Source organism: Paracoccus sp. T5 (assembly GCF_048538155.2).
In the GTDB taxonomy this organism is placed as follows: Bacteria; Pseudomonadota; Alphaproteobacteria; order Rhodobacterales; family Rhodobacteraceae; genus Paracoccus.
On record NZ_JBLWIC020000002.1, the window covers coordinates 116,078 to 132,527 of the forward strand.

The following is a 16,450-nucleotide window of genomic DNA, read 5'->3' on the forward strand; positions in this document are numbered from 1 at the left end:
CCGCTGACGCCGATCCGCCGCATCCTGATCGCCAACCGCGGAGAGATCGCCCTGCGCATCCTCCGCGCCTGCCGCGACGAGGGGATCGAGGCCGTGGCGGTCTATGCCGATCCCGACCGGGACGCGCCCTTTGTCCGGCTGGCCGATCACGCCTATGCGCTGGAGGGCAGCAGCCCGGCGGACACCTATCTGGACGGGCCGCGCATCCTGGAGATCGCCGCGCGGGCCGGGGCGGATGCCGTTCATCCCGGCTATGGCTTTCTCTCTGAGAATGCCGGGTTCGCGCGGGCGGTGCAGCAGGCAGGACTGACCTGGATCGGCCCCGGCCCCGAGGCGATCGAAAGGCTGGGCGACAAGATCGAGGCGCGACGGATCGCGCGGGAGGTGGGCGCGCCATTGGTCGCGGGCAGCCCCGGCCCCGTGGCAGACAGCGGCGCTGCACTGGCCTTTGCCCGCGAACACGGATTGCCCATCGCGATCAAGGCGGCCTTCGGCGGCGGCGGGCGCGGCATGCGGGTGGCCTGGAACCTGGACGAGGTCGAGGAACTGTTCGACAGCGCCCGGCGCGAGGCCGTTGCCGCCTTTGGCCGCGGCGAATGCTTCATCGAGCAATTCCTGGACCGCCCGCGCCATGTCGAGGCGCAGGTGCTGGCCGACCGTCACGGGACGGTCAAGGTGCTGGGCACGCGCGACTGTTCCCTGCAGCGCCGCAACCAGAAGCTGGTCGAGGAAGCACCGGCCCCCTTCCTGACCGACGATCAGCGGGACCGCATCCACGAGGCGGCCCGAGCGATCTGCGCCCATGCCGGTTACAGCGGCGCGGGGACGGTGGAGTTTCTTCTGTCCGCAGAAGGGAAGATCTCGTTCCTCGAGGTGAACACACGGCTGCAGGTCGAACATCCGGTGACCGAGGAGACGACCGGTATCGACATCCTGCGCGCGATGATCCGCGTGGCGCAGGGTGGGCGGCTGTCGGACGAAGCGGTGCCCCCGCCGCGGGGCCATGCGATCGAGTTCCGCATCAACGCCGAGGATCCGGGCCGCGGCTTTCTGCCCACGCCGGGGCCGGTGACGCTGTGGCAGCCGCCCGGCGGCATCGGCGTGCGGCTGGACAGCGGCGTGGTGCAAGGGGGTCAGGTTCCGGCGCAGTTCGACAGCCTGATGGCCAAGCTGATCGTCGTCGGCCCCGACCGTCCAATTGCCCTGGCCCGCGCCGCCCGGGCCTTGGCCGAGTTCCGCATCGAGGGCGTGGCCTCGGTCCTGCCGTTCCACCGCGCGGTGATCGCCGCGCCCGAGTTTCGGGCAGAGACGCAGGACTTTGGCGTACACACCCGCTGGATCGAGACCGATTTCGCGGAGCGCCTGGCCAAAGCCGTGCCACCCGCCGGCCGCGTGACGCCGCCCTCTGAGGCGCCGATGCTGCGCCTGTCGATCGAGATCGACGGCAAGCGGCACGACCTGGGCCTGCCGCAGGGCCTGCTTGGCGCTGCCGCTCCGTCCGCGGCTGAACCCGTGCCCGCGCAGGATCCCGACGCGGTCACGGCCCCCGTCGCCGGCACCCTGTCGCTGTGGCAGGTCCCGGAGGGCGAAATTGTCGAGGCGGGACAGGTCATCGCCGTCGTCGAGGCCATGAAGATGGAAACCCGCGTGGAGTCACCCTCGGCAGGCCGCCTGTGCCATCTTGTCCGGCAGGGAGACAGCCTGACGCAAGGGGCCGCCTTGGCCCGCATCCAGCCCCGAGCCTGACACATCGCAAGGGCGCATGCCGCACCCGCGCCACGCGGTTGCTTTTTGTCAAACCTGCGGAACGCGGCCCGGCGGCTGGTCATTAACCCTGTGACAAACGGGAGAATGCCGGCATGACGCACAACTTCTGGGGCCCCAGCCTGACGGCGGGAAACTGGACCTTCCGCCTCTGGTCGCCCCGCGCCAAGCAGGTCGAGCTGTTGCTGGAGGATCGGCCCCTGTCGATGACACGGGATGACAGCGGCCTCTGGTCCGTCGAAACCCCGGCAGCGGCTGGCAATCGCTACCTGTTCCGGGTCGATGGGCAGGACATGCCCGACCCGGCCAGCCGGCTGCAGGCGGGCGGCGTGTCGGATCCTTCGGTGCTGGTGCCGCCGGACGGACATGACTGGCGCTGCGACTGGCAAGGCCGGGACTGGGCCGAGGCTGTCATCTATGAGCTGCATGTCGGGACCTTCACGCCCGAGGGCACATTCGCCGCCGCCGCGCGGCGCATGGCCGGGCTGGCCGAACTGGGCTTTACCGCGATCGAGTTGATGCCCTTGGGCCAGTGGTCGGGCGATCGGGGCTGGGGCTATGACGGCGTGCTGCCCTATGCGCCGCAGCCGGCCTATGGCACGCCGGATGACCTGAAGATGCTGGTCGATGCGGCCCACCAGGCGGGGCTGATGGTGATCCTGGATCTGGTGATGAACCATTTCGGTCCCGAAGGCGCCTGGTTGCACCACGCGGCGCCGGATTTCTTCAACCCCGAACGGCATACCCCGTGGGGCGCGGCCATCGACTTTGAACAGCCGGCCGTGCGCGACTTCTGGACCGGCTGCGCCCTGCACTGGCTGACCGAATATCGCATGGACGGGTTGCGCCTGGACGCGGTGCACCAGATCTCGGGGCCAGGCGCCGATGATTTCATGGCTGATTTTGCCACGCGCATCCACGCGCTGACGCCCCGCCGTCACCTGATCACCGAGGATGACCGCAACACGCCCGACCTGCGCGAAGGGGCGGGCTATGATGCCAGCTGGAACGACGACTTTCACCATTCCATCCACGTCGCGCTGACGGGTGAGGACGACAGCTATTACGCCAGTTTTGCCGCCGATCCGGTTGGCGACCTAGTCCTGGCCCTGTCGCGGGGGCATGTCGAGGAGGGGCAGCCGCGCCAAGGCAAGGACAGGCCGCGGGGCGCGCCCTGCGGGCATCTGCCGCCGACTGCCTTTGTCAATTCAACCCAGACCCATGACCAGGTCGGCAACCGCGCCCATGGCGACCGCCTGCTGACCCTGGCCGATCCCGAGGCCGTGGCTGTGGCCTATGCGCTGCTGCTGGTCGCGCCCTATATCCCCATGGTCTTCATGGGAGAGGAGCGGGGCGAGACCAACCCCTTCCAGTTCTTCGCCGATTACAAGGGAGATCTGGCCGAGGCCGTCCGCAAGGGCCGCGCGGCCGAATTCGCGGGCATTGCCGCGCTTGGGGACACGGTTCCCGACCCATTGGCGCTGGAGACCTTCGCCCGGTCGCGCCTTGGCTGGCGCGAGGATGACCCGGCGCGATCCTGGCTGGGGCTGACCCGCGAGGCGCTGAGCTTCCGCGCCCGCCATGTCGTGCCGCTGCTGAAAAGCGGGGGGATGGAGGCGACTGTGACCCGCCCGCAGCCGGGCTTGATCCGTGCCGATTGGCAATTCGCGGCGGGCCGGCTGGAACTGTCCTTGGCCTTTGGCCAGCCCGACCCCGACCCGCTGGCCGATCCTCATCTGCGTACCGGCCGTCCCGACGGCCCCTATTACCTTACCGTGAAGGCCCATTCATGATCCCGACCATCCCCACCGCCACCTATCGCGTCCAGCTGCGCGAGGGGTTTGACTTTGCCCGGTTGGAAGCGCAGCTGGACTATATCGCCGGGCTTGGCGCCTCGCATCTCTATCTGTCGCCCATCTTCCAGGCGACCGAAGGATCGACCCACGGCTATGACATCACCGATCCTTCGCAGATCGAACCGGCCTTGGGCGGCAGCGAGGGTTTTGAAAGGCTGGCCGCGGCCGCCAAGGCACGCAATCTTGGCATCATCCTGGACATCGTGCCGAACCATACCGCCCTCACGCCTCAGAACCCCTGGCTTTGGGATGTGCTGCAGCACGGTCGCGCCAGCAAATATGCGCGGCATTTCGACATCGACTGGCATGCGGGGCCGCTGGTCCTGCCCTTCCTGGCAGAGCCCTTCGAAAAGATGCTGACCGACGGCGCGTTCCGTGTCGCGGAGGGCAAGTGGTGGGTGGGCGAGATGGCCTTGCCGCTGGCGCCCGGGACCGATCGCACCGACGACCTCCGCAGCTTGCACGACGCCCAGAACTGGCGGCTGGTCCATTACGAGATGGAGCGCGACAGCATCACCCACCGCCGCTTCTTCAATGTCACGGGCCTGATCGGGATGCGAGTCGAGGATCCCCGCGTCTTTGACGACACCCATGCGCTGATCCTCAGGCTGGTGCGCAGTGGCCAGGTGCAGGGGCTGCGGGTCGATCACATCGACGGGTTGGCGGACCCTGCCGCCTATATGACCCGCCTGTCGGAGGCGCTGCCCGACACGCCCATCTGGGTCGAGAAGATCCTGGTGGGCGACGAGGCGCTGCCTCCCGCCTGGCAGACGGTAGGGACCACCGGCTACGAGGCAGGGCGCCTGATCGCGCGCATGCTGACGCCCCAGACGGGCATGCATGCGCTGGACGGGGTCTGGCGCGAGGCAACGGGGATGGAGGAGGATTTCCACGACGCCCTGTCGCGCGCGAAGGCCGAAGTCCTGGACAACGAACTGGCGGCCGAGCGGCGGCAGCTGGTGCGGCTGGCGGTCGCGGCGTCGAGCGGGTCGGCGCTGGCGGAGGCCGGCCCCGAATCGCTGCGCGAGGCGGTGACGGCGCTTCTCATCGCCACGCCGCGATATCGCAGCTATGTCGACAGCCATGGCGCAGGGGATGAGGACCGGGCACTGATCTCGGAGATTGCGGATCAGGCGGCACAGGGTCTGCGGTCGGACGCCGCGCTGCGGATGCTGGCGGCGATCTGGATGAACCCCACCACGTGGGAGGAACATGCCTTCGTCACGCGGTTGCAGCAGGTGTCGGGCGCGCTCCTGGCCAAGGCGCAGGAGGATACGGCCGGCTTCCGCTGGACGCGCTACCTGCCCGCCAACGAGGTCGGTGCCGAGCCTGACGAGGCCAGCGTCACGGGCGCCGAGGCCAGCCGGAACATGGCGGGGCGCCGCGCCTCGGACATGGTCCTGACCTCGTCCCACGACACCAAGCGTTCCGAGGACTCGCGGATGCGGATGGTGGCGATCAGCCACCTGCCGCAGGCCTTCGCCACCCTGCACGAAGCAGCTCTGGCCTTGCCCGAGGCCGAGGCGGTCGAGCCGCGCTGGCGCTGGTATGTGCTGCAATCGGCGCTTGGGCTGCATGGCGCGGAAGAGGCCGCCGAGCGGTTGACCGCGCATATGGAAAAGGCCATGCGCGAGGCCAAGCTGACCAGCTTCTGGACCGCACCCGACGAAGCGGCCGAAAAGGCGGCCTCGGCTTTTGGGGTGGCGGTGCTTGCGGCTTGGGACCAGGACGCGCCGGAGGCTTTGACCGCAGTTTTGTCGCGGGCAGAGGGCCTGATGATGGCGCAACTGCTGTTCAAGGTCGCCATGCCGGGCTTCCCCGACATCTACCGGGGCACGGAGGACCTGTTCCTGGCCCTGACGGATCCCGACAACCGCCGGCCCATCGACTTCCAGGCCTTGGCGCGGCTTCCCGATGTCGACAGTCTGGGGGGGCGCAAGGCGCGCTGGACGCGGCGCCTTCTGTCCTTGCGTCAGGAACATGCCGATTTCCTGCGCGATGCCGGCAGCGAGGTCCGCATCGACGACAAGGGTGTCGTCCTGACGCGGGAGCTGGAGGGGCGGCGGCTGGTGGCCCAGATCGACTATTCCGACAGATCGGCGGACTTGGGGTCCGAGGCAGTTCTGGACTGGGCATCGGCCGACGGCTGCCGCGTCCGTCTGCTTCAGGATTAGGCAGGCGGGGGCCCTCACTAACATTTGATGGCTTCAGGAACAACCGGGGCGTGAGACGGTTCCTCCGTCACCCAACCGTGCATCTGCGGCAACCTGCAGATGCGCGGCCTCACTCAAAGCAGAGGATCGCCCCCGTGACAGCCATCGCGCAAGTTCAGTTCCGCAGCCCTTCCCACGCGCCCAAGGGACCTGCCCTCGACGTGGCCACGATCCTGCTGGCGGGCGGAAAGGGCACCCGGTTGCATGACCTTACGGCGACGGACAGCAAGCCCGCCGTCCATTTCGCCGGCAGCAACCGCATCATCGACTTTGCCATGGCCAACGCCGTCCGGTCGGGGCTGGAGCGCATGCTGATCGCCACGCAATATGCGCCGCAGACCCTGCATGATCACCTGCCGGCTCGGTGGGGCCGACACTTTGCCAAGGGCGGCCTGATGCTGCGGGATGGCCGCGACCGCTATCTGGGCACGGCCGATGCCCTGCGCCAGAACTGGACGGAAGTGCAGGACTGGGGCGGCGACGAGGTTCTGGTTCTGGCGGCCGACCACGTCTATGACATGGATTACGCTGAACTTCTCTCCGCCCATCGCGCCTCGGGCGCGGCGGCCACGGTGGCGGTCGATGTCGTGCCGCTGAACGAGGCGAAGGGGTTCGGGGTGATGCAGGCCGACGCGGCGGGGCGCATTACGTCCTTCTTCGAAAAGCCCAGCCACCCTCCGGCCATCATCGGAGAGCCGGACAAAGCGATGGCCTCGATGGGGGTCTATGTCTTCTCAAAGGCTTGGCTGCGCGGGGCGCTGTTCGACGGACCGGTCGAGGCGCTGGACTTCGGACATGACGTGATCCCGGCTGCCGTGGCCCAAGGCGTGGCTGCGGCCCATCGGCTGCCTGCCGGCCCCTCGGGGCGTGCCTACTGGCGCGATGTGGGGACGCTGGATTCGTTGCGCCTGACCCAGCTGGACTTCCTGCAGGCCGAGCCCGCGCGGCTGCCGCGGGCCTGCCCGCCCTCGGATTGGTACCTGGGCCGTGGCAGCATCGCCATGCCCGGTGCGGTTGTGCCCGAGAGCGCCCGGCTGGTCGATACGATCGTTGCCGCCGGCACCCATGTGCCCGCCGGATTGACGACGGGAGAGGACCCGGAAGAGGACGCGCGCTGGTTTACCCGCACGCCGTCGGGAACCATCTTGATCACTCCGGCGATGATACAGGGTCGCGCGGCCGAACGCCTGGACCGCGCCCGGCCCCGTCCATCTGCCCGTGCCAAGGCACCGGCCAGCAACGATCGTGATCTTCATGCTTGATATGTCCAGTCCCCCCGTCTTCGATCTGTCCCAGGGCAGGTCCGATACCCTCGGTGCCGAGTTCATGGGCGAGGGGACGAACTTTGCGCTGTTTTCCGAGAACGCCACTGCGGTCGAACTGTGCCTCTTCGACGAAAGCGGCAAGAAGGAGCTGCACCGCCTGCGCCTGCCCGAGATGGAGGGCGGCATCTGGTTCGGCTATCTTCCCGGCGTGATGCCCGGCCAGGTCTACGGCTATCGCGTCTACGGCCCCTATGCCCCGGCCGAAGGGCACCGCTTCAACCACAACAAGCTGCTGCTTGACCCCTATGCGCGCGAATTGCGCGGCGAGATCATCTGGGACGACGCCCTGCATGGCTATACCATCGGGGAGGACGATCTCAGCTTTGACGAACGTGACAGCGCGCCCTTCATGCCCAAGGGCGTTGTTGTGGACTCGCAGTTCGATTGGGACAGCGACCGGGCGCTGCGCACCTCGTGGCCGCAGACGGTGATCTACGAGGGCCATGCCAAGGGCATGACCCGGCTGCATCCTGAGGTCCCCGAGGACATCCGCGGCACCTTCCGTGGCCTGGCCAGCGACGCGGTCATCGACCACCTGAAGAAGATCGGCGTGACCACGCTGGAGCTGCTGCCGATCCACGCCTTTGCCAATGACCGCTATCTGGTGGAAAAGGACCTGTCGAATTACTGGGGCTATTCGACCCTGTCCTTCTTTGCCCCGCATGCCCCCTATCTGCATTCGGGCCAGATCCGCGAGGTCAAGGAAACCATCCGCCGCTTCCACAAGGCGGGGATCGAGGTGATCCTTGACGTGGTCTTTAACCACACCTGCGAAGGCAGCGAACTGGGACAGACGCTGTCCTTCCGCGGCATCGACAACGCCTCCTATTACCTGCTGTCGCCCGAGGATCCGCGCCACAGCTTTGACACCACCGGCACGGGCAACACGCTGAACGTGGCGCATCCGATGGTGCTGCGCATGGTCATGGACAGCCTGCGCTATTGGGTGCAGGTGATGCATGTCGACGGGTTCCGGTTCGACCTGGCCTCGACCTTGGGTCGCGAATCCGAAGGCTTCGAGCGTGATGGATCGTTCTTCAATGCGATCCGGCAGGACCCCATCCTGTCGGGCATCAAGCTGATCGCGGAGCCTTGGGACGTGGGCGACGGCGGCTATCAGGTCGGCGGCTATCGCTGGCCCTTCCGCGAGTGGAACGACAAGTTCCGCGACGACACCCGCGCCTTCTGGCGCCGCGATCCCGGCATGCTGGGCGCGATCTCGGAACGGCTCTCGGGGTCGCCTGTCCAGTTCAACCACAGCCATCGGCCGGCAACCTCCAGCATCAACTTTGTCGCGGCCCATGACGGCTTTACGCTGTGGGACACCGTCAGCTACAACGAGAAGCACAACGAGGCCAATGGCGAGGACAATCGCGACGGCCACGACCACAACATCTCGGACAATCTTGGCGCCGAAGGGCCGTCCGAGGACGAGGGCATCGACACCGCGCGCCTGCGGCGGGTTCGGGGCATGCTGGCGACGGTCTTCCTGTCGCAGGGCGTCCCGATGATCCTGGCAGGCGACGAGATGGGCCACAGCCAGGATGGCAACAACAACGCCTATTGCCAGGACAACGAGATCTCTTGGCTGGACTGGACCAAGGGTCGCGCGGACCTGACGCAAGCGGTCGAAGCCCTGGCGGCGTTCCGGTCCGAGATGTCGCTGGCCTGCAGCCGGTTCGCCGACAAGCCCGACCAAGCCGAGGACGGTCAGCCAACCAGCCATTGGCTGCATGCCCGCGGCGACGCAATGACCGACGCGGATTGGGCGGACGAGGATCTGCGGACCGTCGGCATGCTGATGCGCCAGCCTTCCGGCGACGAGGTCCTGATCCTGCTGAATGCGGGAGACGACATGGACTTTGTCCTACCCGAGGGCGAGTGGCGCCTGCGCATCGACACGGCGCGTCCGGACGTCGCCTGCGACGAGGCGGTGTCGGGGCAGGTCCCTCTGGGGTGGCAGGGTGTCGTCGCGTTGACGCGCTGAACCCTGGAACATATCGACCGATGCCGGGTTTCGCGCCGGCATCGTCAGGGAGGATGATATGGACAGGACGGAACAGATCCGGGCACGCGCCCATCAGATCTGGGAAAGTGAAGGCAGCCCCGAAGGCCGAGAAGCGGACCATTGGGCCGAGGCCGAGCGCCAGCTGCGCGACGAAGGTGTCCTGTCCGGCCAGGACCGGCAGGACAGGGACGACCGTGATCTTCTGACCCAAGGCGACCGTAGCCCGGATCTGGATCAGGACCGGCCCGACGACATGGGGCTGGAAGAGGTGGCGCGGACGCCCGGCACCGTGGGCATCGGCGGGTCGGACAACTGGGGCAGCGATCTGGACGATGCGCAGGACGCGTCGGACCTGCCGGACGCCCAAGAAGTCGAACTGATCAAGCCGCGCACCGGCCGGCGCTGACATGACGCACCGCGCCCCCAAAGGGGCGCGGCTTTTTCCGGGACCGGTGGGCCATGGGCACTGCCGGTTCCGATATTTGGACAAAGGGGACCACCATGATCGAGTTGACCGTCAACGGCCAGTCGCAACGCTTCGACGGCGATCCGGACATGCCGCTCTTGTGGTTTCTGCGCGACCAGCTGGGAATGACCGGGACCAAGTTCGGCTGCGGGGCGGCCTTGTGCGGGGCCTGCACGGTCCATATCGACGGCACGCCCAGCTTTTCCTGCATCACGCCCCTGTCGGTGGCCGAGGGTGCCGAAGTCACCACGATCGAGGGGCTGTCGGCTGACGGATCGCACCCCGTGCAGGTCGCCTGGCGGGACCTGAACGTCGCGCAATGCGGGTACTGCCAGTCGGGCCAGATGATGCAGGCCGCGGCCCTGCTGGCCGAAACGCCCGAACCCACGGATGAGGATATCGACGCCGTGATGAGCCAGAACCTCTGCCGCTGCGGGACTTATCCGCGCATCCGCGCCGCCATCAAGCGCGCGTCCGGTCAGGAGAAGATCTGATGGAACATCTTCGCAATGTCAGCCGCCGCGCCGTCCTGATGGGCATGGGTGCGGGCGCACTTGTCCTGTCGATCGGTCTGCCCGGAGCGGCGCAGGAACCCGAAGCGCCGCTGGAATTCGGCGCCGATGCCATGCCGCATGGCTGGCAGGACGATCCGACCATCTTCGTGGCGATCGACCCCGACGGAACCGTCACCGTCACGGTGCATCGTTCGGAAATGGGTCAGGGGGTCCGCGTCTCCATGGCGATGGTCGTGGCCGATGAGCTGGAGGCCGATTGGGACCGGGTGAAGGTCGCCCAGGCCCCTGGTGACGAGCCGCGCTTTGGCAACCAGGACACCGACGGCTCGCGCAGCCTGCGGCACTTCTTTCAGCCCATGCGCCGGGCGGGCGCCGCAGCCCGGCAGATGCTGCGCGAAGCCGCCGCTGCCGAATGGGGCGTCCCGGTCAAGGAAATCGAGGCGCAGAACCACATGCTGCGCCACGCCGCCTCGGATCGCAGCGCCGATTACGGCGAAATGGCCGCCCGTGCCGCAGAGGCAGAAATCCCCGATCGCCAGACGCTGACCCTCAAGACGCCTGACCAGTTCCGCTATGTCGGCCGCGACGATATCGGCCTGATCGACAACCCCGACATCACCCGCGGCACCACGCGCTATGGCATCGATGCCAAGGCCGACGGCATGCTGTTCGCCGTGATCGCCCGCCCGCCGGTGCTGGGCGGCCGCGTCGCCAGCCATGACGACACGGCTGCGTTGGAGGTGCCGGGCGTGCGCCGCGTGGTCGTGCTGGAGTCGCCGGCGCTGCCGTCCGAGTTCCAGCCCCTGGGCGGCGTGGCGGTCATTGCCGACAACACCTGGGCCGCGATGCAGGGCCGTGCCGCGCTGGAGATCGAATGGGAAGGCGGCGAACACGGCAGCTATGACTCGGAAGCCTTCCGCACCGAGCTGGAGCAGTCTGCCCGCGAGGGCGAAGGGGTCGAGGTGCGCAATCAGGGTGACGCCCGGGCTGCCTTGGAAAGCGCCGCGACACGTGTCGAGGCAGAGTACTACATCCCGCACCTGGCCCAGGCCCCGATGGAGCCACCGGCTGCGCTGGCGCAGATCCGCGACGGCAAGTGCGAGGTCTGGGCCTGCGTGCAGGCACCGCAGGTTACGCGCGTTCGCGTGGCCGAGAAGCTGGGGCTGCAGCCCGAAGACGTCACGGTGAACGTGACCCTGCTGGGCGGCGGCTTTGGCCGCAAGTCGAAGCCGGACTTCGTGCTGGAGGCGGCCGTCCTGTCGCGCGAAATGGACGGCGCACCGGTCAAGGTCACCTGGACGCGGGAAGACGACCTGCACCACAGCTTCTTCCATACCGTCTCGCTGGAGCGGCTGGAGGCGGGCTTGGACGAAAACGGGCGGCCGGTCGCCTGGCTGCACCGGACAGCGGCGCCCACGATCGGGTCGATCTTTGCACCCGATCCGCAGCAGAAGCTGCCTTTTGAACTGGGAATGGGCCTGACCAACATGCCCTTGGACATTCCCAATGTGCGCGCCGAGAATCCGCAGGCGCAGGCCCATGCGCGCATCGGATGGTACCGGTCGGTTTCGAACATCCCCCATGCCTTTGCGATCCAGTCCTTTATCACGGAATTGGCGCATGAGGCGGGGCGCGATCCGCGCGATTACCTGTTGGAGGTGATCGGCCCCGCACGACAGATCAACCCGACCGAGATGGGGGACGTCTGGAACTATGGCGAAGATCCGGCCCGCTATCCGCTGGACACCGGCCGTCTGCGCCGCGTGATCGAGGTCGCGACCGAAGCTGCGGGTTGGGGCCGGCAGATGCCGGCGCGCTCGGGCCTCGGGTTGGCCGCGCATTACAGCTTTCTGACCCATGTGGCCGTCGTGGCCGAGGTCGAGGTGTCCGAGGCGGGCGACGTCCGCATCCCGCGCGTCGACATCGCCGTCGATTGCGGCGCCCATGTGAACCCCGACCGCATCCGGTCGCAGATGGAGGGGGCGGTGGTCATGGGCACCGGGCAGGCATTGATGTCGCAGATCACCTTTGCCGAGGGTCGCGTGCAGCAGGACAACTTCGACAGCTACCTTGTGCCCCGCATGGAAACCGCCCCGCGCGAGATCCGGGTGCATCTGGTCGGGGATCAGGGTTACGACAGCCCCCTTGGCGGGGTCGGGGAACCCGGCCTGCCCCCCGTTCCGCCCGCCATCATCAACGCGATCTTTGCCGCAACCGGCCAGCGCATCCGGCACCTGCCGGTGGGCGACCAGCTGCGCGCCTGAAGGAGACGAACATGCGCTTTACACGCAGCCTGACCGCCATCTGCCTGACCCTGGCGACTGCAGGGGCAGCATCGGCCGATTGTGCCGAGCGGCTGGATTTCATGGACGAGGTTCTGGATCAGGCCTCGCGGGCGGTGATCTCCGCCTCGACCGGGGGGCAAGGGGTGGCCGGTGCCCGCGAGGCGCAGGCCTTGACCGGGGACGGGACCACCACCGATCCGGGGGGTGATCGCCCCGCGGTCGATACCGAACCGCCGAGCGCCGAGGTCGGGTCGATGGAAAACGACGCTTCGGATGGCACTCAGGCTTCTGGACTTGAACCTTCCGCGGAAGCTGGAACCCGCGTCCAGTCGCTGCGCGCGGCCGTGGACGAGGCCCGTGCCATGGCAGGACAGGACGAAGCAGCCTGCAACGACCTGCTGCATCAGGCGCTCATCGACCTCCTGATCGAGGACGATGCCGAAGCCGCGCCTGAAGAAGAAGAAGCCAAGGCAGGCCAGTCCGGGTGACCATTCCCTGCACTGGCCTTCAGAAGAGGAGAGGCGGCCATGAACGACAGCCGCGACGATGATCGCCGACCCACAGAGGCGGGGCCACGGCCGGAACCTGACACCGGGCCCCTGAACCCCCGTGCCGCACAGGATCATCCGGGGCCGGCCGGGGGTGCCTTTGGCAGCCGAGGGCCTGTTGACCGGGTCGGCGATCCGGTCACGCCGGGCGAGGCGCAGGTCGCCGAAACGGCCAACCTCGATCGCTCGGCCGGAGAGGCGGGTGCCCCCGCCGACATGGATTACTATCGCACCAGCCAGAAATCAGGTACCGGACTGGCGCTGTCGGCGGTGGCCCTGCCCATCGCCCTGCTTCTGCTGGTAATCGTGGCGGTGGTCTGGTTCTACCGCTGACCGGCTCGAGGTGTCGGCTTGTGCCGTTGGTAAGGGGCCGGCAGCCGGTTCAATGGATGGTCGGAGTGTGGCCATCGGACTCGCCAGTAGGATCAGCCGCAACCGCTTCTAATCCTTGGAGTGGCGCCACCGACAGCTCCAGCGCCATATGCCGGAAAGCGGGCTCAGGCCAGCACAAGAGTACGGGAGAAGCCGCAGGCTCTCTTGGCGAACTTGCTTTGCCGCAGCCTGCACCAGGCATCTGCAGCCGCAGCCCGCCCGGTCTGGCAGGATTAGCTTCTCCGATCCGGATCGCTCGACTTTGATAGTGAATGCGCAGCGGGAGGGAAGAAGAGCCTAGGGCCATCTTTTCCCCAAGACCCGCAGGGAATTCCCCCTGCATGAAGCTGCCGTCAGCCGCCGATCCCGCGCAGCTCAGGGAACCGGCCGGCGCCGCAGTTGTTCCCGACCCTGCGCGCGGCAGTCAAGGCCCGCCGTCACCAAGCCCGATCCCCGCCGCATCCGCGGCCTGAACCCCGGAGGTGCGATGTCCCGCTGGACAGAGACAACCCTGATCTTCCTCGTGGCCCTGGCCCTGTCCTGGGCCGCCTGCTTTCTCATCTATCGGCTGGTGCTGCGCGGGCTTGTCCGCGACACCACCTTCTGGCGGCCGCTGCTGGCGCGCACCCGCGGGCCGGTCCAGCTGGGCCTGATGGTCGTGGCCCTGTCGATGGCCGCCAACGCCGTGCGCCTGCCCCCAACCGAGGGTGCGGTGCTGCGGCACCTGCTGTTGATCGCCTTCATCGGCTGCGTGACCTGGTTTCTGAAGACGACATTGGAGATCTGGATGACGCTGCACCTGCGGCGCTTCCGGCTGGATGTCGAGGACAACCTGCTGGCGCGCAAGCATGTCACGCAGACCCGCATCCTGCAGCGCGTCGGTGTCATCCTGATCGTCGCGATCGGTGTCAGTGCCGCGCTGATGACCATCGACGGCGTCCGGCAATACGGGGTCAGCCTGCTGGCCTCGGCGGGGGCCGCGGGCATCGTGGTGGGCTTTGCATTGCAGCCCGTTCTGCGGAACATCGTGGCGGGCATCCAGTTGGCCCTGACCCAGCCCATCCGCATCGACGACGCGGTGATCGTCGAGGGCGAATGGGGCAATGTCGAGGAGATCACCGCGACCTATGTGGTGGTGCGGATCTGGGACAAGCGCCGCCTGATCGTGCCGCTGAACCACTTCATGGAAAAGCCGTTCCAGAACTGGACCCGCAGCGATGCCACCCTGATCGGGGTGGTGATGATGTATGTCGATTTCTCCGTCGATGTGCCCGCCCTGCGGGCCGAAGCCGAGCGGATCGTCAAGGCCTCGCGCCTGTGGAATGGTGACGTTTTTGCGCTGCAGGTGACGGACTATACCGCCCGCGAGGCGGAGATCCGGATCCTGGCCAGCGCAAGCCATGCGGGCCGCGCCTTTGACCTGCGCTGCGAAATCCGCGAGGCGCTGCTCGCCTATCTGCAGCGCGAACAGCCGCAGGCGCTGCCGCGGACGCGCAACGATGTCACCACCGCCGCAGCGCCCGCCGAGACGCAGCCGCGCCTGAGCCTGGAGGCCTAGCTGCGCAGGTAGGCCTCCAGCGTCGCGCGGACGCCCTGACGATGCAGGGATTGCAGCTGTGCCGCGAAGGCCTGCCGCAGCGGCTGCGACCGAGCCAGATCGCCGAAGATGGCCGGATTTTCCAGAAAGGCATCGGGGCGATCGCGGGCGGCCAAGGCCCGCTCGCGCAGCGCCGCGTGATTGTCGTCGTTGGGGGGGATAGCCTCGCCCGCCTCGGTTGTCCCTTCGCAGTAGCGGCACCACAGCGCCAGCTCCAGCGCTAACCCGTCGATGCCGCCGCCCGCCACCAGTCGGTCGCGCAGCGTGGGCAGGATGAACTTGGGCTGTCGGTTCGACCCGTCCAGGCACAGCCGCGGGATGGTGTCGCCGATCTCGGGATTGGAGAAGCGGCTGACGATCAGGGCCAGGTAAGCGTCATAGCTGACGCCGGGGATCGGCTGCAGCGTGGGCAGAATTTCGCGCGTTTCCAGCGCCCGCAGCCAGTCCGCAATCAGCGCGTCGGCCATCGCGTCATGGACGAAATGATGCCCCAGCAGGGCAGAGGCATAGGCGATCGCCGCGTGGCCCCCGTTCAGGATGCGCAGCTTCATCAGCTCGTGCCGGCTGACATCGGCAACAAATTCTGCGCCAACGGCTTCCAGCGCCGGGCGGCCTTGGGGAAAGTTGTCCTCCAGCACCCATTGGCGGAAAGGCTCGCAGACCACGGGCGCGGCATCGAGTATGCCAAAGCGGTCGCGCACCAGCGCCCGTTCCCGGTCCGAGGTGGCGGGCGTGATGCAGTCCACCATCGAGTTCGGAAAGGCGACATTCGCGGTGATCCAATCCGCCAGCTGCGGGTCGGACAGGCGAGCCAGGCCGGTGACGGTGCGCTGGCAGACATGGCCGTTTTCCGGCAGGTTGTCGCAGGACAGCAGCGTGAAGGGCGGCAGTCCCGCCGCCCGCCGGGTCCGCAGCGCAGCCAGGATCATGCCGAACACGCTGCGCGGCGCCTCGGGATGGGCGGCATCATGGACCATGTCGGGATGCGCGGCGTCAAAGCCGTCGGTCTTGGCGTCGACGTAATAGCCGCCCTCGGTGATGGTCAGCGACAGGATGCGGATCGTGGGATCGGCCATGGCCGCGACGGTCGCCGCCGGATCGACGGGCACGAAGTCGACCATCGATCCCAGCACCCGCACCGATAGGCCCGCCGGGTCCAGTTCGACCAGCGTGCTCAGCCAGTCCTGATCGGCCAGGCGCTGGCGCATCTGGGCGTCGCCGGGCCGGACGCCGGCGCCGACCAGCGCCCAGTCATGGCCCTGGCCGGACTGGAACAGCCGGTCCAGATACCAGGCCATATGCGCGCGGTGAAAGTTGCCGACTCCCACATGCAGGATGCCGCGGGTCAGCGCCGCTCGGTCATAGCCGGGGCGCGCGACCGTGTCGGGCAGCTGGGGCAGGGCGGCCTGGGTCAGGGGGATGGCCATGCTTGGACCTTTCGTCAGATCGTCCGGCGCAGTGCCCGGGGGCCTGCGGGGACCGTGGAATTGCAGGAAGAAAA

The 16,450-nt window shown here is 67.7% G+C and carries 12 protein-coding genes; 11 read left to right on the top strand and 1 reads right to left on the bottom strand.

Annotated features, from left to right (window positions below; translation table 11 throughout):
• The first annotated feature begins 12 nt into the window (after positions 1-12).
• The 11 genes from ACNR9W_RS16215 (at position 13) to ACNR9W_RS16265 (ending at position 14,910) form a co-directional block, all read left to right on the top strand.
• Complete coding sequence (locus ACNR9W_RS16215; RefSeq protein ID WP_458478821.1) at positions 13-1,746, top strand: acetyl/propionyl/methylcrotonyl-CoA carboxylase subunit alpha; 1,734 nt, start codon at positions 13-15, stop codon at positions 1,744-1,746.
• A gap of 113 nt (positions 1,747-1,859) precedes the next feature.
• Positions 1,860-3,557, top strand: coding sequence for a malto-oligosyltrehalose trehalohydrolase (gene treZ / locus ACNR9W_RS16220; protein WP_419269773.1), 1,698 nt, complete (start codon positions 1,860-1,862; stop codon positions 3,555-3,557).
• Positions 3,554-5,794 carry a malto-oligosyltrehalose synthase gene (gene treY, locus ACNR9W_RS16225; protein WP_419269771.1) on the top strand — a complete coding sequence of 747 codons (2,241 nt, stop codon included), beginning with the start codon at positions 3,554-3,556 and terminating at the stop codon, positions 5,792-5,794. The genes treZ and treY overlap by 4 nt, the downstream gene beginning before the upstream one ends.
• Positions 5,795-5,928: 134 nt before the next feature.
• Positions 5,929-7,095: a sugar phosphate nucleotidyltransferase gene (locus tag ACNR9W_RS16230; protein WP_419269769.1), complete on the top strand. Its 1,167-nt coding sequence runs from the start codon at positions 5,929-5,931 to the stop codon at positions 7,093-7,095.
• A complete protein-coding gene (gene glgX / locus ACNR9W_RS16235) occupies positions 7,088-9,145 on the top strand; it encodes a glycogen debranching protein GlgX (protein ID WP_419269767.1) in 2,058 nt (685 codons plus the stop codon). The genes ACNR9W_RS16230 and glgX overlap by 8 nt, the downstream gene beginning before the upstream one ends.
• A 58-nt stretch (positions 9,146-9,203) precedes the next feature.
• Positions 9,204-9,572, top strand: a complete 369-nt coding sequence (locus ACNR9W_RS16240) for a DUF2934 domain-containing protein (protein WP_419269765.1) — start codon at positions 9,204-9,206, stop codon at positions 9,570-9,572.
• Positions 9,573-9,667: 95 nt separating this feature from the next.
• Positions 9,668-10,126 carry a (2Fe-2S)-binding protein gene (locus ACNR9W_RS16245; RefSeq protein WP_419269763.1) on the top strand — a complete coding sequence of 153 codons (459 nt, stop codon included), beginning with the start codon at positions 9,668-9,670 and terminating at the stop codon, positions 10,124-10,126.
• On the top strand, positions 10,126-12,411 hold the full coding sequence (locus ACNR9W_RS16250) for a xanthine dehydrogenase family protein molybdopterin-binding subunit (RefSeq protein ID WP_419269761.1): 2,286 nt from the start codon (positions 10,126-10,128) through the stop codon (positions 12,409-12,411). The genes ACNR9W_RS16245 and ACNR9W_RS16250 overlap by 1 nt, the downstream gene beginning before the upstream one ends.
• A gap of 11 nt (positions 12,412-12,422) precedes the next feature.
• Positions 12,423-12,920 (top strand): hypothetical protein, encoded by a 498-nt coding sequence (locus tag ACNR9W_RS16255; RefSeq protein ID WP_419269760.1) that lies wholly within the window; start codon positions 12,423-12,425, stop codon positions 12,918-12,920.
• A gap of 39 nt (positions 12,921-12,959) precedes the next feature.
• On the top strand, positions 12,960-13,313 hold the full coding sequence (locus ACNR9W_RS16260) for a hypothetical protein (RefSeq protein ID WP_419269758.1): 354 nt from the start codon (positions 12,960-12,962) through the stop codon (positions 13,311-13,313).
• Positions 13,314-13,839: 526 nt separating this feature from the next.
• Positions 13,840-14,910, top strand: a complete 1,071-nt coding sequence (locus tag ACNR9W_RS16265; RefSeq protein WP_419269756.1) for a mechanosensitive ion channel family protein — start codon at positions 13,840-13,842, stop codon at positions 14,908-14,910.
• Here ACNR9W_RS16265 and ACNR9W_RS16270 read toward each other — a convergent pair.
• The gene (locus tag ACNR9W_RS16270; protein ID WP_419269755.1) at positions 14,907-16,376 is read right to left on the bottom strand and encodes a mannitol dehydrogenase family protein; all 1,470 of its coding nucleotides are present in this window, start codon (positions 16,374-16,376) and stop codon (positions 14,907-14,909) included. The two genes, ACNR9W_RS16265 and ACNR9W_RS16270, sit on opposite strands and share 4 nt — an antisense overlap.
• Positions 16,377-16,450 lie beyond the last annotated feature (74 nt).

Bases quoted from the DNA above. Each gene is read 5' to 3' on its own strand.
- treZ (WP_419269773.1), top strand. From the start codon at position 1,860: ATGACGCACAACTTCTGGGGCCCCAGCCTGACGGCGGGAAACTGGACC.
- treY (WP_419269771.1), top strand. From the start codon at position 3,554: ATGATCCCGACCATCCCCACCGCCACCTATCGCGTCCAGCTGCGCGAG.
- glgX (WP_419269767.1), top strand. From the start codon at position 7,088: ATGCTTGATATGTCCAGTCCCCCCGTCTTCGATCTGTCCCAGGGCAGG.
- ACNR9W_RS16240 (WP_419269765.1), top strand. From the start codon at position 9,204: ATGGACAGGACGGAACAGATCCGGGCACGCGCCCATCAGATCTGGGAA.
- ACNR9W_RS16245 (WP_419269763.1), top strand. From the start codon at position 9,668: ATGATCGAGTTGACCGTCAACGGCCAGTCGCAACGCTTCGACGGCGAT.
- ACNR9W_RS16250 (WP_419269761.1), top strand. From the start codon at position 10,126: ATGGAACATCTTCGCAATGTCAGCCGCCGCGCCGTCCTGATGGGCATG.
- ACNR9W_RS16255 (WP_419269760.1), top strand. From the start codon at position 12,423: ATGCGCTTTACACGCAGCCTGACCGCCATCTGCCTGACCCTGGCGACT.
- ACNR9W_RS16260 (WP_419269758.1), top strand. From the start codon at position 12,960: ATGAACGACAGCCGCGACGATGATCGCCGACCCACAGAGGCGGGGCCA.
- ACNR9W_RS16265 (WP_419269756.1), top strand. From the start codon at position 13,840: ATGTCCCGCTGGACAGAGACAACCCTGATCTTCCTCGTGGCCCTGGCC.
- ACNR9W_RS16270 (WP_419269755.1), bottom strand. From the start codon at position 16,376: ATGGCCATCCCCCTGACCCAGGCCGCCCTGCCCCAGCTGCCCGACACG.